The organism is Burkholderia sp. 10_S31 (assembly GCF_056930375.1).
In genome coordinates, this window is sequence record NZ_JBXOWK010000001.1 from 55,628 (window position 1) to 76,261 (window position 20,634).

Annotated in this window: 18 protein-coding genes; 11 read left to right on the plus strand and 7 right to left on the minus strand. The window is 64.9% G+C overall.

Annotated features, from left to right (window positions below; genetic code table 11):
- Positions 1 to 3: 3 nt before the first annotated feature.
- Both ceoA and AC1Z3W_RS00250 read right to left on the minus strand, forming a co-directional pair.
- A complete protein-coding gene (gene ceoA, locus AC1Z3W_RS00245) occupies positions 4 to 1,221 on the minus strand; it encodes a multidrug efflux RND transporter periplasmic adaptor subunit CeoA (RefSeq protein ID WP_124832696.1) in 1,218 nt (405 codons plus the stop codon).
- A 31-nt stretch (positions 1,222 to 1,252) separates the two neighbouring features.
- Complete coding sequence (locus tag AC1Z3W_RS00250; RefSeq protein WP_057925676.1) at positions 1,253 to 2,113, minus strand: alpha/beta hydrolase; 861 nt, start codon at positions 2,111 to 2,113, stop codon at positions 1,253 to 1,255.
- Positions 2,114 to 2,286: 173 nt separating this feature from the next.
- Between AC1Z3W_RS00250 and ceoR the strand changes: the two genes are divergently transcribed.
- From ceoR to AC1Z3W_RS00270, 4 genes are all read left to right on the plus strand, one after another.
- On the plus strand, positions 2,287 to 3,291 hold the full coding sequence (gene ceoR / locus AC1Z3W_RS00255) for a putative multidrug efflux transcriptional regulator CeoR (RefSeq protein ID WP_057925675.1): 1,005 nt from the start codon (positions 2,287 to 2,289) through the stop codon (positions 3,289 to 3,291).
- 406 nt (positions 3,292 to 3,697) lie between these two features.
- Positions 3,698 to 3,994, plus strand: a complete 297-nt coding sequence (locus tag AC1Z3W_RS00260; RefSeq protein WP_057925674.1) for a DUF4148 domain-containing protein — start codon at positions 3,698 to 3,700, stop codon at positions 3,992 to 3,994.
- A gap of 675 nt (positions 3,995 to 4,669) precedes the next feature.
- Positions 4,670 to 5,281, plus strand: a complete 612-nt coding sequence (locus AC1Z3W_RS00265; protein ID WP_244104918.1) for a M35 family metalloendopeptidase — start codon at positions 4,670 to 4,672, stop codon at positions 5,279 to 5,281.
- 13 nt (positions 5,282 to 5,294) lie between these two features.
- Positions 5,295 to 6,053, plus strand: a complete 759-nt coding sequence (locus AC1Z3W_RS00270; protein WP_483506594.1) for a hypothetical protein — start codon at positions 5,295 to 5,297, stop codon at positions 6,051 to 6,053.
- Between the two features lie 111 nt (positions 6,054 to 6,164).
- Here the strand turns inward: AC1Z3W_RS00270 and AC1Z3W_RS00275 are convergent, their stop codons facing one another.
- The gene (locus AC1Z3W_RS00275) at positions 6,165 to 7,244 is read right to left on the minus strand and encodes a purine-nucleoside phosphorylase (protein ID WP_483506595.1); all 1,080 of its coding nucleotides are present in this window, start codon (positions 7,242 to 7,244) and stop codon (positions 6,165 to 6,167) included.
- 381 nt (positions 7,245 to 7,625) lie between these two features.
- The gene (gene selD, locus AC1Z3W_RS00280; RefSeq protein ID WP_483506596.1) at positions 7,626 to 8,690 is read right to left on the minus strand and encodes a selenide, water dikinase SelD; all 1,065 of its coding nucleotides are present in this window, start codon (positions 8,688 to 8,690) and stop codon (positions 7,626 to 7,628) included.
- Positions 8,691 to 8,805: 115 nt separating this feature from the next.
- Here selD and AC1Z3W_RS00285 point away from each other — a divergent pair, with 115 nt between their 5' ends.
- The gene (locus AC1Z3W_RS00285; RefSeq protein WP_124832692.1) at positions 8,806 to 9,642 is read left to right on the plus strand and encodes a DMT family transporter; all 837 of its coding nucleotides are present in this window, start codon (positions 8,806 to 8,808) and stop codon (positions 9,640 to 9,642) included.
- Between the two features lie 101 nt (positions 9,643 to 9,743).
- Here AC1Z3W_RS00285 and pdxR read toward each other — a convergent pair whose 3' ends face one another.
- Positions 9,744 to 11,252, minus strand: coding sequence for a MocR-like pyridoxine biosynthesis transcription factor PdxR (gene pdxR, locus AC1Z3W_RS00290; RefSeq protein WP_057925670.1), 1,509 nt, complete (start codon positions 11,250 to 11,252; stop codon positions 9,744 to 9,746).
- A gap of 126 nt (positions 11,253 to 11,378) precedes the next feature.
- Here pdxR and AC1Z3W_RS00295 point away from each other — a divergent pair, with 126 nt between their 5' ends.
- The 6 genes from AC1Z3W_RS00295 to AC1Z3W_RS00320 all read left to right on the plus strand — a co-directional run bounded on the left by AC1Z3W_RS00295 (position 11,379) and on the right by AC1Z3W_RS00320 (position 17,065).
- Entirely contained in the window at positions 11,379 to 12,662 is a 1,284-nt protein-coding gene (locus AC1Z3W_RS00295; protein ID WP_483506598.1) for a 4-aminobutyrate--2-oxoglutarate transaminase, read from the plus strand.
- A gap of 89 nt (positions 12,663 to 12,751) precedes the next feature.
- Positions 12,752 to 14,221, plus strand: coding sequence for an NADP-dependent succinate-semialdehyde dehydrogenase (gene gabD, locus AC1Z3W_RS00300; protein ID WP_057925668.1), 1,470 nt, complete (start codon positions 12,752 to 12,754; stop codon positions 14,219 to 14,221).
- Positions 14,222 to 14,953: 732 nt separating this feature from the next.
- Entirely contained in the window at positions 14,954 to 15,490 is a 537-nt protein-coding gene (locus AC1Z3W_RS00305) for a PAAR domain-containing protein (protein WP_124832690.1), read from the plus strand.
- 4 nt (positions 15,491 to 15,494) lie between these two features.
- Entirely contained in the window at positions 15,495 to 16,142 is a 648-nt protein-coding gene (locus tag AC1Z3W_RS00310; RefSeq protein WP_124832689.1) for a M35 family metalloendopeptidase, read from the plus strand.
- Positions 16,143 to 16,212: 70 nt separating this feature from the next.
- A complete protein-coding gene (locus AC1Z3W_RS00315) occupies positions 16,213 to 16,593 on the plus strand; it encodes an OmpA family protein (protein WP_124832688.1) in 381 nt (126 codons plus the stop codon).
- A gap of 25 nt (positions 16,594 to 16,618) precedes the next feature.
- Positions 16,619 to 17,065: a hypothetical protein gene (locus AC1Z3W_RS00320; protein WP_124832687.1), complete on the plus strand. Its 447-nt coding sequence runs from the start codon at positions 16,619 to 16,621 to the stop codon at positions 17,063 to 17,065.
- A 70-nt stretch (positions 17,066 to 17,135) separates the two neighbouring features.
- Here AC1Z3W_RS00320 and AC1Z3W_RS00325 read toward each other — a convergent pair whose 3' ends face one another.
- A complete protein-coding gene (locus tag AC1Z3W_RS00325; protein ID WP_124832686.1) occupies positions 17,136 to 18,680 on the minus strand; it encodes a methyl-accepting chemotaxis protein in 1,545 nt (514 codons plus the stop codon).
- Positions 18,681 to 19,078: 398 nt separating this feature from the next.
- The gene (locus tag AC1Z3W_RS00330) at positions 19,079 to 20,623 is read right to left on the minus strand and encodes a methyl-accepting chemotaxis protein (RefSeq protein ID WP_483506600.1); all 1,545 of its coding nucleotides are present in this window, start codon (positions 20,621 to 20,623) and stop codon (positions 19,079 to 19,081) included.
- Between the last annotated feature and the right edge of the window lie 11 nt (positions 20,624 to 20,634).

Genomic DNA, 20,634 nt, shown 5'->3' on the forward strand with positions numbered 1-20,634 from the left:
CGCTTACGAATCCGCCTTCGCCGGTGCGGCCGGCTTCGCGGTGCTCGCGAGCGGCGCGGACGGTGTATCGCCGCCCGTCATCGGGACCATGTGCGGCTTCACCTGCTCGCCCGGCCGCACGCGCTGCGTGCCGTTCACGATCACGCGATCGCCGGCGGAAAGCCCGCTCACGATCACCCGCCGGTTGCCGTGCTGCATGCCCTGCTGCACTTCGCGATACGACACGCGGCCCTGCTGGTCGACCACGAACACGAACTTCTTGTCCTGGTCGGTGTTGATCGCCGCGTCGTCGACGAGCAGTGCCTGGTGCGGTGCGCTGCCTCCCACCTTCACGCGTGCGTAGAGGCCCGGGACGAGCGTACCGTCCGCGTTGTCGAAACGCGCACGTACGCGGATCGTGCCGGACGACGTGTCGAGCCGGTTGTCGACCGAATCGATCTCGCCGCTGCGCGAGTAGCCGGATTCGTTCGCAAGGCCGAGCTCGACCGGCACCTTGCGGCCGTTGCGTGCGCCGTTGATGTATTGCAGGTAGGTCTGCTCGTCCGCGTCGAACGACGCGTAGATCGGCGACACCGACACCAGTGTCGTCAGCGGTGCGGCCGATGCGCCGGCCGACACGACGTTGCCCAACGTGATTTCCGCACGCGACACGCGGCCCGATACCGGCGCGGTGATCCGCGTATAGCCGAGGTTGATGCGCGCCGTTTCCAGCGCGGCATCGGCTGCCTTCAGGTTCGCATTCGCCTCGCGCGCGGCGTTCTGCTTCTCGTCGTAGTCGCGCTTCGCGATCGCGTTGTCGCCGATCAGCCGCTGCGCGCGCTGCCAGTCGCTCTGCGCGTAGCCGTTGCGTGCCTGCGCGGCGGCAAGCTGCGCGGCCGCGCGGTCGGCTTCGGCCTGATACGGACGCGGATCGATCACGAACAGCACGTCGCCTTTCTTCACGAGCGCGCCGTCCTTGAAGTTCACCGCGACGATCGTGCCGGACACCTGCGGGCGCACGTCGACTTTCTCGACCGCCTCGAGGCGGCCCGAATAGCCTTGCCAGTCGGTGACGGTCTGCGGCACGACGGTCGCGACGTCGACTTCGGGCAGCGGCGCCGCCGCCTTTTCGGGTGCGTTCGCGTTCACGCGCATCGCGCCGAACGTGCCGAGACCGACGACGGCGAGCGTGACGATCGCCGCGGTCGCGATTCGGGAACGGGAGGTGCGTAGGATGGCCATGTGGATCTCCAGTAAGCGTGGATTGGTCTGGTTATTCGGAACGGTTCGGCTGGCGCGCCTGGAAGCGGCACTGGAGGAAGCGCACGGCTTCCTCGAGCGCGGCCTCGTGCGTCGCGAGCGCCGCGTGCGTGACGTCCGGGTAGCGGATCACCTGCGTGAGCACGCCCGACGAGATCAGGCAGCCCGCATATTTCTCCGCTTCGACGTGCAGCACGTCGTTCTGCGCGGTGACGACGAGCGTCGGCGGCAGGCCCGCGAGGCGCACCGATTCGAGCGGCGCCGCATACGGATGCATGCGTTGCGCCGCCTGCGGCAGATACGCGCGATAACAGGCCGCGCATTCGCGCGCGGTGATGTCGGAGGACAGGCGGTCGGCGTCGCCGATGCGCGTCATGCTCGGGTCGAGCATCGGCCCGAACAGCGCCTGCGCGGCAATCGACACTTCGCCGCGATCGCGCGCGATGAACGCGAGGCAGTTCGCGAGCTGGCCGCCCGCATCGTGCCCCGCGACACCGATCTTCTTCGGATTGCCACCGAACGCGCGGGCGCGCGTCGCGGCCCATACGGCCGCGCGATACGCATCCTCCGGCGCCGCCGGAAAAGGAAAGGCCGGCGCGAGCGAATAATCGACCGACACTACGAGAGCTGGTAAGCGTTCTGCTAAAAAACGCGCGGCGAAGTCGGCGTCGTCGAGCGTACCCCGCACGAAGCCGCCACCGTGGAAATAAAGCACTACAGGCAATCCGGTCTTGTCCGCGCGCCGATAGAGGCGCAGCACGATGTCCTGCGCGTAGCCGGGGATTTCCACCTCCGCGACCGTCAGTGCCGCGCCTGCTCTGGCTTCGGCGGGCAATGCGGCTTTCAGGAATTTGCTGAATTCAGAAGCGTCCATGACGATGCAGCATCCATTTCGAGATGGAACGAATTCTGGGTCCGGCAGACATTGGGATAAATGCCTATAATCCGGCAACACAATTCAACGCCCCCGAACAATCGCAGGCTGCGTCGCCTACAAAGCGACGCAGCCTCTTTGTTCCGGCGGCTCATTAGATTGCGGAGGTTGTGATGGACCGGCTTCAGGCCATGCAGGTGTTTACTCGCGTCGTCGATACAAGCAGCTTCACCAAGGCAGCGGAAACGCTCAGCCTGCCGCGGGCGTCCGTCACGACGATCATCCAGAATCTCGAAGCATTCCTCGGCGTGCGCCTGATGCACCGGACCACGCGCCGGCTGTCGCTCACGCCCGACGGCGCCGCGTACTATGAACGGTGCGTGCGGATCCTCGCCGATGTCGAGGAAACCGAAGCAAGCTTCCAGAACAACAACCGGAAGCCGCACGGAAAGTTGCGTATCGACATGCCGGGCTCGATCGGGCGGCTGCTCGTGATTCCGTCGCTGTGCGAGTTCCACACGCGCTATCCGGACATCGACCTGCAGCTCGGCCTGTCCGACCGGCCTGTCGACCTGCTGCAGGAAGGCGTCGACTGCGTGATCCGCGTCGGCGCGCTGCAGGATTCGTCGCTCGTCGCGCGCCGCGTCGGCCTGTTCGAGTGCGTGTCGGTAGCGGCACCCGCGTATCTGGAGAAGTACGGCGAACCGCACACGATCGAGGACCTGAGCGAGCACAAGGCCGTCAACTACTTCTCGAGCCGGACGGGCCGCACGATCGACTGGACGTTCCTGACCGACGGCAAGGAAGTCGAGGTCAAGATGAACGCGATCGTGTCGGTCAACGACGCCGATGCGTACGTGACGTGCGGGCTCGAAGGCTTCGGGCTGATCCAGCCGCCGCTGTTCATGGTGCTGCCGCACCTGCGCGACGGCCGGCTCAAGGAAGTGCTGCCCGGCCTGAAGCCGCTGCCGATGCCGATCTCGGTCGTTTATCCGCACAGCCGGCACCTGTCGCCGAAGGTGCGCGTGTTCGTCGACTGGATCGCCGAAGTGTTCGACCGCTGTCCGCTGCTGAGCGGCAAGGGCAGCCTCGACGCGACGTGCAGCAAGCGCACGTTCGAGGAAGCCGAGCGCGCACCGGCGCTCGACACGCCGGTCATCAACGAGTGGGTCGCTTGAGCCTCTGAACCGCCTCTGAACCGCGGCGCGCGGGCTGTCCGGCCCGCGCGCCGTCCCGCCTTCGTGCCGCCTGCGCCTCCGCGCGCAAGCGTCTTTCCTGAATCCGCATCACACCTTTTCACCACGCGCGGCAATCGTCCGTGCGCATCGTCGCGCGTCGCCCCTCATCGCCGCGAGCCCCGCCGCAGGCGGCTTTGCGCGAATCTCGAATACCCCTGCCGACGTTACGGAGGGCGATTGTTCCTCGATCGTGACTATTCAATTCGCGTCAGCCGCATTTATCGCGACGGAACAGACACCTAGAGTAAACCCTGTCGCGCACCTCGTTGCGCATCGAACAGCCCCCGTTTGACGGGACCGGAGCACGCGCTCATGCGCCGACTCCGACCAACACAGGAGTTACGTCATGAACCGCCGCCATCTTCTCTCCGCCGTCGCCCTCGCACTCGCCGTGTCCGCACCGGCCTTCGCCGATACGAACGCTCCGCACGCGGGCGAATACGGCAACACGTCGTGGTACACGCAGCACAGCAACGGCCCGCGCACCCGCGCCGAAGTCCGCGCGGAAGTCGAGCAGGCCCGTCGCGACGGCACGCTGGCCTGGCTGCGCAAGGCAAATTCGTATCCGCAAGGGCTCGAACTCGCGCAAGGCCCGTATCGCTCGATGCCGGAGAGCAACCAGCTCGCAGGCGGAGGCCGGTAAACGTGCAACGCCGCGCATCGGATGATCCGGTGCGCGGCGTCGCGATACCGCTGTCGAACACTCTATTAGTCAGTTAGTTGCAGGAGCCTGTGATGAACGATCAACTTCCTTCGCCGCTCGATCATTGGGACGACACGACGCCCGTCTGGACGCCGTTCCGTTCCATGCCGCAATCGCACTGACCCGTGCGTTGACCCGTCGACGGGATCGTCCGGCCATCAACGGCGCGGCACCCCGTCGCGCCATTCGCTCCAGTACGTGACGATGCCCTGTACCAGGGGCGATGCCGCCGGCCAGTACGGCATATCGTGCGTTAGTTGCAGCAATGGGCGTAGCGGCACAATTGGCAACGTTCTCCGAAGTAAATCCAGTGGACGAGTCCCATCAGGGACGGTCACATCGATTGACACCGGCCAATAACTCAGCCGCGTTGCGCTCGCCATCATTCCCGATGTTCCATTGGCCACCGTGCCCAAGCTGTTTCAATCTCGATCGTTCACGCCGGTTGAGCAGGCGCAAGAACACGTGTGCGCCACGAAAAACCGCGGCCTTTCCCACCTCTCCTTCACACTTCCCAATATTTGTTCGTTCCGTCCACCGCAATTGGGCGCATCATCGGGCCGCTTCGGGCACTTAGCATCGGCACTCCAAAGGATGTCCCTATGGAGCGTGCCTATGAATGCGTCGCCACAGCTCGATGTATCGCTCGACGAACCGCCAATCTGCCCGAACATGACGGATTCTGCGTTCAGGAAACGGTTGCTTGAATTGCGGGACGAAGCCGTCGAGATCACACTGCAACGGCGCCGGGAACTGATGCGATGGAATCCAGCCACCGAAGCTCGAGTCATCGAGTGGTTCGGCTCGGCAAACATGGATACACGACGCAAACTCACGACGGGGCTCGACGCCCTTGCCAGAGTAATGGCTCGCCTCGGCCCAAGGAACTTCGTCCGCGTCGGTTCCGATGCCGACCGAGCAACAGAATGTCTGCCGAACATGGAAAATGTCGACATCGAGGTTGCGCATGTCTGTCGCCCCGACACGGCAACTCATACGATCGCCATCAGTCTCCCGTTCTGCTCGCTACCAGAGCGATCGGCTGGAAACCTCTCCTCGCAGCAACTAACGATTGTTCATGAATGCGCCCATTTTGCGGACACCTTCGACGCCGGGGATCACCCGGCGGCATACGGTCGCCGGGCCTGCGCCCAGTTCGCCAAACGCTATCCGGGCATGGCGATCGGCAACGCAGACAACATCGCGTGGTTCATTCTGGCGCGGTGAACTGGAGCGACCGATGAAACATGCCCTCGCCGTCATACTCGGCGCCTTCCTGTCACTTCCGATCCAGGCCGATGCGTGCAAGGTCTTGTTGACCGACAGCATGGAACTGCCACTGAATTCGGCCGAGATCGCCAATAGCGACAGGCTCGCCGTCGCCAGGCACTACCTGACCGCCCGAGAATGGACTCGCGAAGGGGCGACGGCCTCGATCGACGCGGCCGCCTACGATTGGGAAAACCGGCCCAAGGAGCTCGCGCGACAACGCGGTGCGCAGATGAAATCCTTTCTCGTGCAACTCGGTATGTCGCCCGATGACATTTATGTCGACGAGCGAATCGTATCGGGCAGGAACGGCAGGCTCGATTCCGACGACAAAAAGCAGCTTTGGATCCAGTTCGTCCCGAAATGCCCGCCAGCAGGCTGTCAATATCTCTGCAGCTCGGCAGGTACACCGGGTGTCGCGAGTCATGCACTGACACCAGCAACGCCCGGGCCTGAGCCCGACTCGATCCGCTTTTCGTGCGGCGACATCCGAGAGCCCGCACCGGCACGTTTTGTGACGATGGAACGCTGGACTGCACGCACACGCAATCAGACATTGCTTTTTCGTGATCGAGACCGGAAGCCGTTGATGCACACCTGCTACCGGGTCAGCACCAGTGCAACGCAATACATCGGTATGACGGACGAGCACGGCGAAACGGCGACCATGCAGTTATTGGGCCCCGAATACACGCGCATCGAACTCAAGCTGGCCCAACCCGGGCGGTGATCCTCAGCACGGTTCCCACAAGCCTCAATCCGATCGCTCCGGGCAATATCGACGCGCCCGGAGCCCCGCTATGCGTGGATGACGGAATAACTTCGGCGCGTCGCCACACCGTTACCGGCGCGGCACCCCGTCGCGCCATTCCCCCCAGTGCGTCACGATGTCCTGCACCAGCGGGTTGCCTGCGCGATAGAGGTTTTCGGTTGCCGGGGCGAAGCCACCCTGATCCGCGTAGTTCAGCAGGTTGTCGGCACTCGTCTGCCCCGCATACGGCCGATCGAAATCGGAACCCGTGCGCAGCACCGCGACGCGCGACAGGTCGACCCGCTTCACGCTCGCCGCGCGCTTGAGCGCTTCATACGTCGCGTTGTCTTCCTGCGCGGTCATGCAGTAGGTGCCCTTGCCGTCAGTCAGGATCTTGGTCCACTGGCGCGCACGCTCGCCGATCAGCGTACCCGAGAACCATGTATTGCCCGACGACGTGTCGCACTGGATCACCGTCGGCGGCCGGTTCGCCGGCGCATACGTGAACTTCGCGCGTGCGGCCTGGGCCTGCGCACTGTCGGCAAGCACGACGTTGCGCGACAGCGCATATGCGGCATCGGTCAGTTGCGGATTGAGCTGGAACACTTCGGTGCGATAGTCGAGCGGCGGCTTGTCGTTCGGGCTCTTCGTATTGATGCCGAGATAGCCGGTGTTCCAGCCGGCCGGAATCTCGCGCGCATCGAGCTCCCACTGCAGGCTGAAGTCGACCAGGTATTTCGACCATGCGGCGGAACCGACCGTGCCTTGCGCGGGGTCGACGCCCGCGATGCCGGACACGAGGAAGTACGTGCGGCGCAGGTCGAAGCGCTGCGAGAACGTGAGTGCCATGATCGTCGCCGACGCGTTCGCGTAGCCCATGCCGGTCGTCACCACGCACACGTCCTGCTTGTTGCAGTGAACGGCCGGATAGTCGGGCGACAGGCCGGGCACGGTGATGTCGCGCCACGGGCCGAGCCGGTCGAGCCACGCCTGGCCTTCCGGACCGAACATCGTGACGATCATGACCTTGACCGGGCAGCCCGGTGCACCGGTCTCGGCAAATGCCGCATTGCCCGCATTGCTGCCCTGGTTGTCCTGCGCGATCGACGGCGCGGTCGCACAGGCGGCAAGCGAGAATGCGGCTGCGGAAAGAATGGAGCGAGTCAGCATCGGCGTTCCTTGTTTCGGTGATGTTGGGTGAGAACGGCTCTCGGAGACTGCGCGAGGGAGTATAGAACGCACGTACTGGATGCGGAACCCGACTACGAAACGGCCGGAGCGGTGTTCGAGTGTGCCTGTGGCACGCATGAATGCACGACGGCATCGACATGCGCGTCGCGCAATAACATCAGGAATACTATTGGATCGACCGACATACACGCCGATGTCGGCACACGCACCGTCGACGTGAATGACTCGATATGGACACGACGCGCATCGCCTGGTTCGCGATCAGCGGCACGAACAGGCAATCGTTCATTGGTCGTCGATGCCTTCGGGGAAAGGCATCGACTTTGGCCACCGACAGCGATCCGGCGTGAGAAAGCCGCGTCAGGCGACGTCGACGCGCGAAGGCCCGTCCACCATCTCGCCGATCACGGCCGCGCGGTCGAAACCGTCGGCGCGGAAGCACGCGAGGACTTCGTCGACCGCTTCCGGCGCGCACGCGACCAGCAGGCCGCCGGACGTCTGCGGATCGGTCAGCAGCGCCTGCGCGACAGGTGGCAGGTTATCGGCGAGCCGCACGTCGGTGCCGTACGCGGCCCAGTTGCGCCCCGATGCGCCGGTAAACACGCCGTCGGCGACGAACGCCTCGACGCCCGCGAGCCACGGCAGCGATGCGTAATGCACGCGTGCGGTGAGGTTCGCGCCGCGTGCGAGCTCGAGCGTATGGCCAAGCAGCCCGAAGCCCGTGACGTCGGTCAGCGCATGCACGCCCGGCAGCGCGGCAAGCTCGGCGCCCGGCCGGTTCAGCTTGGTGGTCGTCGCGACCATCTGCGCGTAGCCCGCATCGTCGAGCTGGTTCTTCTTCAGCGCGGCCGACAGCACGCCCACGCCGAGCGGCTTGCCGAGCACCAGCACGTCGCCCGCACGCGCGGCTGCGTTGCGCTTCACGCGCGACGGATGCACGACGCCGATCGCCGCGAGCCCGTAGATCGGCTCGACCGAATCGATCGAATGGCCGCCCGCAACCGGAATGCCCGCATCCGCGCACACCGATTCGCCGCCGCGCAGCACGGCCGCGATCGTCTCGTGCGGCAACACGTTGATCGGCATCCCGACCAGCGCGAGCGCGAGAATCGGCTTGCCGCCCATCGCGTAGACGTCCGACAGCGCATTGGTTGCCGCGATGCGGCCGAAGTCGAACGGATCGTCGACGATCGGCATGAAGAAGTCCGTCGTCGCGACGATCGCCTGCTCATCGTTGAGCCGATAGACGGCCGCGTCATCGGAGGTCTCGGTGCCGACCAGCAGATCCGGGAACAGCGCCGGCGGCGTCGCCCGCTTCAGCAGCTCGGACAGCACGCCCGGCGCGATCTTGCAGCCGCAGCCGCCCCCGTGCGACAGGCTCGTGAGGCGCGGAACGGCGGGCGGGGTGGGGGTGGCTTCGGTCATCGTCGGCATCCGGTGAATAACAACGTTCCATTATCGACAATTCCGCGCGAATCTGCCCGATACCCACATAATTGACGGCGCTTGCCCGCTCCCGCCTTCGCCCGCACCTTCATTGATGGACCATCTCTTCATCGGCCTCGTGCTGTGCTCCGCCCTGCTGCACGCGATCTGGAACGCGTTCCTGCATGTCAGCGAGGACCGGCTCGTCCAGCTCGGCACGATGTCGCTGCCGTATCTCGCGTTCGGCGCGGCGGGCGCCGCGCTGCTGCCCGCGCCGGTGCCCGCCGCGTGGCCGTACATCGCCGCGTCGGCCGTGCTCGAGGTCGCATACTGCTTCACGCTCGCGCGCGCATACCGCAGCGGCGAGTTCGGACAGATCTATCCGATCGCGCGCGGGATATCGCCGCTGCTCGTATCGGTGCTCGCGCTGGCGATGCTGCACGAGCAGCCGACGCCGTTCGGCTTCGCGGGCATCGCGCTGGTGTCGTTCGGGATCATGTCGCTCGCGCTGCGGCGCGGCTTCCGGTTCTCCGCGGAAGGCGTGCCGTATGCGCTGCTCACCGGCGTGTTCATTGCCGCGTATTCGATCTGCGACGGGATCGGCTCGCGCGTGTCCGGCAGCGCGCTCGGCTACATCGCGTGGGTGTACCTGCTGTGGAGCGCGCCACAGCTCGTGCTCGTCTGCGCGGTGCGCGGCGGCCCGCGCGCGGTGCTCGGATCGCGCGCGGCGCTCACGCAGGGTGCGATCGCCGGCACGATCTCGCTCGCCGCATACGGGATCGTGATCCTCGCGTACCGGCACCTGCCGGTCGCGACCGTGTCGGCGCTGCGCGAGACGAGCTCGATCTTCGCGGTCGCGATCGGCTGGTTCGTGATGCGCGAGCGGCCCGGCGCGCAGCGGCTCGTCGCGTGCGCGCTGGTGGTCGCGGGTGCGGCGTTGATCCGGCTGTAACGCACGCGAATGCCTGGCTCCGCATCGCGGAGGGAGCCGATCATCCTTTCCCCTGTCGACCGCGCGCATCGCATCGCGGTCACGCCGTCGCCCCCTTCCCGTCAAACCGTCGCCACGACCTTGTCGAACGCGCGCTCGTCGATCGCTTCCGCGAGCGTCGCGAACGCCGTCGCGATCTCGTCCTCCGGCACGCACGCATAGCCGAGCAGCAAGCCCGATGCCGCGCGTTCGCGCTCCGCGTAATAGCCGGACAGCGGGCGCACGACGATGTTGCGTTCGAGCGCGGCCTGCGCGACCGCGCGATCGTCGACACCGTCCGGCAGCCGCGTGACGAGATGCAGCCCCGCATCGCTGCCGAGCGCCTGCAGCGTGTCACCATAGCGGCGCGCAACCGCATCGAGCAGGACCTCGCGGCGCTGCCCGTACAGCGTGCGCATCTTGCGGATATGCGACACGAAGTGCCCTTCCGCGATGAATTCGGCGAGCACGGCCTGCTGCAGCAACTGCCCTTCGCGATACAGCTCGGCGCTCGCGGTCGCGAAACTCTCCGCGAGCGGTTCCGGCGCGACCAGATACCCGACCCGCAGCCCCGGAAACAGCGTCTTGCCGAAGCTGCCGACGTAGATCACCTGCCCGGCCGTGTCGAGCCCCTGCAGCGACGCGAGCGGCCGGCTGCCGTAGCGGAATTCGCTGTCGTAGTCGTCCTCGATGATCCAGCAGCCGTGCTGGCGCGCATATTCGAGCAGCATCCGGCGCCGCGCGAGGCTCATCACCATCCCGAGCGGATACTGGTGCGACGGTGTGACGAGCATCAGCTTCGGCGGCTCGGCGAGATCGGCGGCCGACGGCGCGATCCCTTCGTCGTCGACCGGAATCGGCCGCGTGGTCAGCCCCGACACGTTCAGCACGCTGCGCACGCCCCAGTAGCACGGATCCTCGGTCCAGATCGCGTCGCCCGGATCGGTCAGGAGCCGCACCGCAAGGTCGATCGACTGGTGGATCCCGGTCGTGATCACGATCTGCTCGGGCGTGCAGCGCACCGAGCGCGACGTGCGCAGGTAGTCGGCCAGCGCCTCGCGCAACAGCGCGAGCCCGCCGCCCGGCGCGTAGGTCAGCAGGTCCGGGCGCAGGCGCCGCCAGTACTTGTTGTGCAGCCGCGTCCACACGCGCGCCGGAAAGCGCGACACATCGGGCACGCCGGGCATGAACGCGCCGCCCTGACGCTTCGACACGCCCGCGCCTTCGACGAGCCGCGTGCCGCGCGCGGACAGCCGCCGCGCGGGCGACGGCACGACCGCCGGGCCGGCCGCCGGGTCGGTCGGCGCGCCGACGATCTCGTCCGGTGCGCTGTCGGCGACGAACGTGCCGCGCCCCGTCGCCGAGTTCACATAGCCCTCTAGCGCAAGCTGTTCGTAAACCTGCGTGACCGTGTTGCGGGCGATCCCGAGCTCGGCCGCGAGCAGCCGCGACGACGGTACGCGCGTGCCGGCCGGCAGTTCGCGCGACAGGATCGCCTGCTGCAGCAGCCGGTGCAGCTGCCGGTAGATCGGCTGTTCGCCGCCGCGCACGAGGCGCTGCGCCAGCCAGTCCGACAACACGCTTGCGCGCATGATTGGCTCCTGAATATTTATTGAAATGGCTCTGATTGCCAGAGCCAAATGTGATTATAGTCGCCTCCATGGGCTGCCAATGCGGCCGATTTTTATCCCACCGGACAGAACATCAAGGAGATGACCGTGAAGAATGCCGACCTGCAGGCCCGCAAGAACGCCGCCACCCCGCGCGGCGTCGGCGTGATGTGCGATTTCTACGCAGCCCGCGCCGAGAACGCGGAGCTGTGGGATGTCGAAGGCCGCCGCTTCATCGATTTCGCCGCCGGCATCGCGGTGCTGAACACGGGCCACCGTCACCCGAAGATCGTCAAGGCGATCGCGGACCAACTGAACAGCTTCACGCACACCGCTTACCAGATCGTCCCGTACGCGTCGTACGTCGAGCTGGCGGAAAAGATCAACGCGCGCGCGCCGGGCGACTTCCCGAAGAAGACCGCGTTCTTCACGACCGGCGCCGAAGCCGTCGAAAACGCGATCAAGATCGCGCGTGCCGCGACCGGCCGTCCGGGCGTCATCGCGTTCTCGGGCGGCTTCCACGGCCGCACGATGATGGGCATGGCGCTGACCGGCAAGGTCGCCCCGTACAAGCTGAACTTCGGCCCGTTCCCGGGCGACGTGTTCCATGCGCCGTACCCGAACGCGCTGCACGGCGTGACGACGGCCGACTCGATCAAGGCGATCGAGATGCTGTTCAAGGCCGACATCGATCCGAAGCGCGTCGCTGCGATCATCTTCGAACCGGTCCAGGGCGAAGGCGGCTTCAACCCGGCGCCGGCGGAATTCGTGCGCGCGCTGCGCAAGATCTGTAACGAGCACGGCATCCTGCTGATCGCCGACGAAGTGCAGACGGGCTTCGCGCGTACCGGCAAGCTGTTCGCGATGCAGCACTACGACGTGCTGGCCGACCTGATCACGATGGCGAAGAGCCTGGCAGGCGGCATGCCGCTGTCGGGCGTCGTCGGCCGCGCGGACGTGATGGACGCAGCAGCCCCCGGCGGCCTCGGCGGCACCTACGCGGGCAACCCGCTGGCCGTCGCGTCGGCACACGCGGTGCTCGAGATCATCGACGAAGAGAAGCTGTGCGAGCGCGCGACGCAACTCGGCGACGTGCTGAAGGCGAAGCTGAACTCGCTGCAGGCCGACGTGCCGCAGATCGCCGACGTGCGCGGCCCGGGCGCGATGATCGCGGTCGAATTCCTGAAGTCGGGTTCGGGCGAACCCGATGCCGAGTTCACGAAGCGCGTGCAGGCGCGTGCGCTCGAGCGCGGGCTGCTGCTGCTCGTGTGCGGCGTGTACTCGAACGTCGTGCGCTTCCTGTTCCCGCTGACGATCCCGCAAGCCGTATTCGACGAAGCGCTCGTGATCCTCGAGGAAGTGCTGAAGGAAACGGTCGGCGTGCCGGCCTGAGTTCCCGTCACCTTCCACTGAATGCGCCGCCGCCGTCTTCATGACGGCGGCGGCCGTTTCATCCGTCCTTTTCAAAGCAGGTGATTCACATGAGCACTGTTCAGGAAACCCTGGCACTGAAAGATCCGTCGCTGTTCCGCCAGCAGGCGTACGTCAACGGCGAATGGCAAGGCGCGGCGAACGGCGAGTCGTTCGACGTCCGCAACCCGGCAACCGGCGGCCTGCTCGGCACCGTGCCGGCGATGGGCACGGCCGAGACGCGTCATGCGATCGAAGCCGCGAACGCCGCATGGCCGGCATGGCGCAAGAAGACCGCGAAGGAACGCGCGGTCATCCTGCGCAAGTGGCACGACCTGATGATGGAAAACGCCGACGACCTCGCGCTGATCCTCACGACCGAGCAGGGCAAGTCGCTGGCCGAAGCAAAGGGCGAGATCGGCTACGCGGCGTCGTTCCTCGAGTGGTTCGCCGAGGAAGGCAAGCGCGTGTACGGCGACACGATCCCGACGCCGGCGAGCGACAAGCGCATCGTCGTGACGAAGGAAGCGATCGGCGTGTGTGCGGCGATCACGCCGTGGAACTTCCCGGCGGCGATGATCACGCGCAAGGTCGGCCCGGCGCTCGCCGCAGGCTGCCCGATCGTCGTGAAGCCGGCCGAAGCGACGCCGTTCTCGGCACTCGCGATGGCCGTGCTGGCCGAGCGCGCGGGCGTGCCGGCCGGCGTGTTCAGCGTCGTCACGGGCGACCCGAAGGCGATCGGCGGCGAACTGACGTCAAACCCGATCGTGCGCAAGCTGTCGTTTACCGGCTCGACGCCGATCGGCCGCTTGCTGATGTCGCAATGCGCGGCGACGGTCAAGAAGGTGTCGCTGGAACTCGGCGGCAACGCACCGTTCATCGTGTTCGACGATGCCGATCTCGATGCGGCCGTGCAGGGCGCGATCGCGTCGAAGTACCGCAACAGCGGCCAGACGTGCGTGTGCACGAACCGCTTCTACGTGCACGAAGCCGTGTACGACCAGTTCGCGCAGAAGCTCGCGGCAGCCGTCGGCCAGCTGAAGGTCGGCCGCGGCACGGAGCCGGGCGTGACGCAGGGTCCGCTGATCAACGAAGCGGCCGTGCTGAAAGTCGAGGCGCACATCGAGGACGCGCTCGCGAAGGGTGCGACCGTCGTGACGGGCGGCAAGCGCCATGCGCTCGGCCACGGCTTCTTCGAGCCGACCGTGCTGACGGGCGTCACGCCGGCGATGAAGGTCGCGAAGGAAGAGACGTTTGGGCCGCTCGCGCCGCTGTTCAAGTTCGGCAGCGACGACGAAGTGATCCGTCTCGCGAACGACACCGAGTTCGGTCTCGCCGCATACTTTTACAGCCGCGACATCGGCCGCGTGTGGAAGGTGGCCGAAGCGCTCGAATACGGGATGGTCGGCGTGAACACGGGCCTGATCTCGAACGAAGTCGCGCCGTTCGGTGGCGTCAAGCAGTCGGGCCTCGGCCGCGAAGGCTCGCACTACGGCATCGACGATTACGTCGTGATCAAGTACCTCTGCCTGGCCGTCTGACGGTTCGGAGCCTGGCGCCGCTTTGGTGACAGGCCCTGACCGCCCGGCCGGAACCGGGCGGTCACGACGCGGGCCGGTGCCCCTCTCCGCCGTGCCCGCGTCATCTCTACGCATCCGAGCCGACGTCGGCACATTCCGAGTGCGTAACTGCGATGCTCCCTTCTGCCGAACGACATCGCGCACGCGAACGTCGTTCAAGTCTCATTTCTCGTTCCGCCTCGATCCGGTTTGCCCGCACATGAGCACTTCACCGCACGGCCCGGTACGCGAAGACCCTGCGCGCACCGGCGCCGATGCAGCCGGTACTGACTCGACGCCCGTCATCGGTCACCGCCACGACGCATGAGCCGACGACCTCCCGGTCGCGCATGTGCCGTCTCCTTGCATATTCAGCGAAAAACACGTTCGTCGCCTCCACCGCCACATCACCTATTGCTCCGGGTGTCTCCGACGCCACTACCCTCCGCTCGCCTCCTCTCCTCGATCTCGCTGATCGCATCAAAGCTTCTTCTTAAGTTGGAATCCGAATTAAAAATCATAATCATCCTATATACAAAGTTAATCTTGCCGGCCACTGTCTATGACTCATCCATGCACAAGATATCTGAGTCGAGTCATTGGCGTGCAGGCCGCCGACCATCGCCATTGAAGATGCCGTGATCGATCAATGCGCGGTTTATGACCCGGAGTCAGTCGCTTGGGTACTTTCCAACTTCGATCGAGAACATGATCATGAGCCGACGAGCGATCAGGAACGGCGACGCAACGACAACAGGTGGAATCGTCATCGCGGGCACCGCAAGCATATTCGTGAACAACAAGCACATTGCCTTGGACGGTGACAAAGCGACATGTGGAAATTGCGAGGGCACGTTTCCGATAGCAGGAAGCGCAACATCCGTCGTCGGACGCGGACGTGCCGTAGCGGTGGAAGGTGACGCGGTACTTTGTCCATGCGGGCAAAACCATTTAGTCGCGGGAAGCGACTGTACGTTTTTCATCGGAGGGGGCGGCGGCCATTGCTCGGCGAATCCCTTCCCCAGATATTCGGGCCTCGCACCGACGCGATACGCGCCGGCGTCGGACATTCATGACGATCAATTTGTGATCCGCGACGTGAGGACAAAACAGCCGTTAAGCAACGTGCGCTATTGGATCAAGGATCGATCCGGTAACGTGCTTGCATCTGGCGTTAGTGATCGGCGCGGCTGTACCGTGCGCGTGCGGACCGACTGCGCACAGACATTGACGCTTGTAGTCGAGGACTGAAACGATGGCAAACCAAACGACTGTCGCCGAGACGACAACAAATACCGTCGCAGGATCGCAGACATTCGCGGATGTTGACTTGCGACCGATCTGCGAAAACATGACCAACTCGGAATTCCGCAAGGTTTTTGCAGTGGCGCAAGGACGAGCGGTTGACCGATTGACGACCCGCATTGCTGATTTGCAAAAGTGGTCGAAGGTTGATAAGGATCGGGTATTCAAGTGGTTCGGTCGAAACGACGAGCGCACGCGTATGCACCTACTCACCGGCCTGACGAAAGTGCTTACCGTGGTTCGCGCATTCGACGAAAACAACGTAGTTCGAAGCGGCAGCGCTGGCGATCTTGCGACGGGTTGCACCCCTCACCCACGAGGAACGACAAACGAAGCCGCCCACGTATGCGCGCCGGACACGGCAACACATACCATCGCCATCAGTGAACGATTCTGCACGATGCGCCCATGGACGGCGAACGCTGATTCGCACGTGTCAACTATCATTCACGAAGCCACTCATTTTCACGACACGATGTCGTCAACCGATGACCAATACACGATTACACCGTTGCTCCCCGGTTGGGGCCGATCAAACCCTGACTTGGCAATCAACAACGCCGACAGCATCGCGGGGTACGTCATTGACATTGACTAAGTTCATAACTGCCATCACGCTCGCATTGAGCTGCGCACATACGGCGTCCGCATGTGATGGTCCGTCGAACATGCCCGGTTGGGATTTTGATGTTCGATTCGACAACAACTCAAGCGACATATCTACCGCCGAATTGGCGAAGCTCTCCGTATGGTCAAACGACATGCGCGATCGCTTCCCCATTGTCGATGTGGTGTCGATCGTTGGACTAGCGGAACCAACAGAGAGAAAGCCGGCAGCTCTTGCGCACCAACGTGCTGCGAATGTTAAGGCCGCGTTAGATCAATTTGCGATTCGAGGCGAACGCAACTCCATGATCGCGCGCATCTACAAGTTACCGTTTCCCGCGAGCGAATTTGACGATACAGGGCGGCGTGTCGAAATCACGTTCGGCCCAGGGTGCCCTAATCACTGTTGCCCGAACCTAAACCCGGTGCCGAAGGCGCAGTGACGTAACGCGGAGTACGTTGTCAACGGTGACCAAGCTCCTAACAGCCGCCGCGCTCGCATTGAGCTGCGCACGCGTGGCATTCGCATGCGACGGCGCGTCGAACATGCCGGCCCATTACATCGCTATTGTTTTCGACGCAAATTCAAGCGCGATTTCTTCGACCGAACTGTCGCGGCTGTCGGCATGGTCGAACGATATGCACAAGCGCTTTCCGATCATTGATACGGTGTGGCTTATCGGACTGGCCGAACAAGCCGAACGCGGCGCGCAACAGCTTGCAACGCAACGAGCGGAAAACGTGATGGCGGTCCTGAATCAGTATTCGATCCGTGGCGAGAAAAATGCCTTGGCGGGGAAGATCTTCAAGCCGGACGAATTCGGCCAATCGGGGCGACGCGTCGAAGTGAACGTCAGTCCGGGATGCCCGGACCACTGTTGCCCGAACCTGAATCCCATACCCAAGGCGCAATGACGTAGCAGCCATCCCCTCGCCGGCCCGCACAATGCGGGCCGCCCTCCTCTACCTCACCCGTTCCCGCCCTTCACCGAAACACGTTCACCGCATCCACCAACCGCGTCGCCTGCTGCTTCAGGCTTTCCGATGCCGCCGCACTCTGCTCGACCAGCGCCGCGTTCTGCTGCGTGATGTTGTCCAGGTGCACGACCGCCTGATCGACTTGTGCGACACCGGTGCTCTGCTCCGCCGTCGACGAGCTGATCTCCGCGATCAGGTCCGACACGCGCTTTACCTGCGTGACGATGTCCTCCATCGTCTTGCCGGCACCGTCGACGATCCGTGCGCCCGATTCGACCCGTTCGACGCTCGCGCCGATCAGCGTCTTGATCTCCTTCGCCGCGTTCGCGCTGCGCTGCGCGAGCGCCCGCACCTCGCCCGCGACCACCGCGAAACCGCGCCCCTGATCGCCCGCGCGCGCCGCTTCGACCGCCGCATTCAACGCGAGGATGTTGGTCTGGAACGCGATCCCGTCGATCACGCCGATGATGTCGGCAATCTTGCGCGAACTCGCCGTGATGTCGTTCATCGTCGTGACAACCTCGCTCACCGCCTGCCCGCCGCGCTCGGCCGCGTCGCTCGCGGACACCGACAACTGGTTCGCCTGCAGCGCCGTCTCCGCATTGCTCGACACCGTGGCCGTCATCTCGGCCATCGACGCGGCCGTCTGCTGCACGCTGGTCGATGCCTGTTCGGTGCGCGCGCTCAGGTCGTTGTTGCCTTGCGCGATCTCGTTGCTCGCGCGCTGCACGTTGTGCACCTGCTCGCTGACGTCATCGACGAGCCAGCGGAACATCAACCCGAGCTGGTTGATCGTGCGCAACGTCATGCCGATCTCGTCCACCCGGTTCATCGCGACGCCGGTGCGGCTTTCGCCGGTCGCGACGCGCAACGCCTGGTCGCGCAATTGCGTCAGCGGACGCGCGATCTGCGCATCGAGCCACAGCCCGGCCGCCACCGACACGCCGGCCGTCGCGGCAGCGAACGCCGCAAACCCGCCGCCGGCCAGCCCGCACGCCCAGCCCGCGCCGACGACGGCCGGCGCCAGCACGCACAGCGTCGAATGCAGCCGCGCGCGCACCGACATCGTCTGGAACAGCGACACGACGCGCAGCAGCCCGGTCCTGACAATCAACCCCTTGTGGAAACGGCGGTTACCCGCCTTGCCTTCGCGGAACGCGCAGTACAGCGCATCGGCGGCCGCGATCTCGTCGCGCGATGCCTTCGTGCGTACCGACATGTAGCCCGTCGGCTGCCCGTTGCGCATCACCGGCACCGTATTCGAGCGCACCCAGTAGTGATCGCCGTTCTTGCGGCGGTTCTTCACGAGGGCCGTCCACGGCTCGCCGCTCTTCAGCGTCGCCCACATGTCGGCGAACGCCTCCTTCGGCATGTCCGGATGCCGCACGACGTTGTGCGGCTGACCTTCGATCTCTTCGGGGGAAAATCCGCTGACCTGGATGAATGCGGCGTTCGCGTACTTGATGTAACTGTTCGCGTCGGTGGTCGACATCAGCGTTGCGTCGTCGGGAAACTCGAATTCGCGTTGCGTGACAGGCTGGTTATTGCGCATGGTGTGGAGTTCCGGGTTGCGGATCTTGCGTCCGCTTGTGGATTGGATCGGGACCGTCCGCATCGCGGTCGGCCCGCATGCGTTCGATCACACTCCTGCGCTTTCGGCAAATTCGGCGAAAACATTATGCCGCCAACAGGTAAATATGCATTAATTTTGCATCATCTTGATCTATCTGAAAACTTTGTTCATGGATGAATGGAAATCGGTTTTTATCAAATATCCGGGCGACAATTCCCTGATTATTCGACACGATTTTTTTGGCCAGATTGGCGAGTCAATCCGGAATCGTGAATGCGAATTCCTGTCATTCGATTCGTCGAATCGAACCCGCTCGGAACCGGAGATTCGCCGCCTCGCTCCGACGGGGCGCGCAAGCTCGCGCGCGCTCCCGGCGATTACCGAAACACGTTGACCGCATCCACCAACCGCGTCGCCTGCTGCTTCAGGCTTTCCGATGCCGCCGCACTCTGCTCGACCAACGCGGCGTTCTGCTGCGTGATGTTGTCCAGGTGCACGACCGCCTGATCGACCTGCGCGACGCCGGTGCTCTGCTCCGCCGTCGACGAGCTGATCTCCGCGATCAGGTCCGACACGCGCTTCACCTGCGTGACGATGTCCTCCATCGTCTTGCCGGCGCCGTCGACGATCCGCGCACCCGACTCGACCCGGTCGACGCTCGCGCCGATCAGCGTCTTGATTTCCTTCGCCGCATTCGCGCTGCGCTGCGCGAGCGCCCGCACCTCGCCCGCGACTACCGCGAAACCGCGCCCCTGTGCGCCCGCGCGCGCCGCTTCGACCGCCGCATTCAACGCGAGGATGTTGGTCTGGAACGCGATCCCGTCGATCACGCCGATGATGTCGGCAATCTTGCGCGAACTCGCCGTGATGTCGCGCATCGTCGTGACGACTTCGCTCACCGCTTGCCCGCCGCGCTCGGCCGCGTCGCTCGCGGACACGGCGAGCCGGTTCGCCTGCAGCGCGGTCTCCGCATTGCTGTCGACGGTGGCCGTCATCTCGGCCATCGATGCGGCGGTTTCCTGCACGCTCGACGCGGCCTGTTCGGTACGCGCGCTCAGGTCGTTGTTGCCTTGCGCGATCTCGTTGCTCGCGCGCTGCACGTTGTGCACCTGCTCGCTGACATCATCGACGAGCCAGCGGAACATCAACCCGAGCTGGTTGATCGTGCGCAACGTCATGCCGATCTCGTCCACCCGGTTCATCCGCACCCCGCGACGACTCTCGCCGGTCGCGACGTTCAGCGCCTGGTCATGCAACCGCTTCAGCGGACGCACGATCTGCGCATCGAGCCACAGCCCGGCCGCCACCGACACGCCGGCCGTCGCGGCGGCAAACGCCGCGAGCCCGCCGCCTGCCAGCCCGCACGCCCAGCCCGCGCCGACGACGGCCGGCGCCAGCATGCACAGCGTCGAGTGCACACGCGCGCGCACCGACATCGTCTGCGGCAGCGACGCGATACGCAGCAGCCCGGTCCGGATGATCAAGCCCTTGTGGAACCGGCGCTGACCCGCCTTGCCTTCGCGGAACGCGCGATACAACGCGTCGGCGCCCGCGATCTCGTCGCGCGGCGCCTTGGTGCGCACCGACATGTAGCCGTGCGATGCGCCGTTACGCATCACGGGTATCGCGTTCGCGCGCACCCAGTAGTGATCGCCGTTCTTGCGGCGGTTCTTCACGAGCGCCGTCCACGGCTCCCCGTTCTTCAGCGTCGCCCACATGTCGGCGAACGCCTCCTTCGGCATGTCCGGGTGCCGCACGACGTTGTGCGGCTGGCCGACGAGTTCGTCGGTCGAGAAGCCGCTCACATATGCGAACGTCGTGTTCGCGTACGTGATGATGCTGTCGGCATCGGTGGTCGACATCAGCGTGACGTCGTCGGGAAATTCGAATTCTTGTTGGGTGACAGGCTGGTTGTTGCGCATGCAGGGCTCCG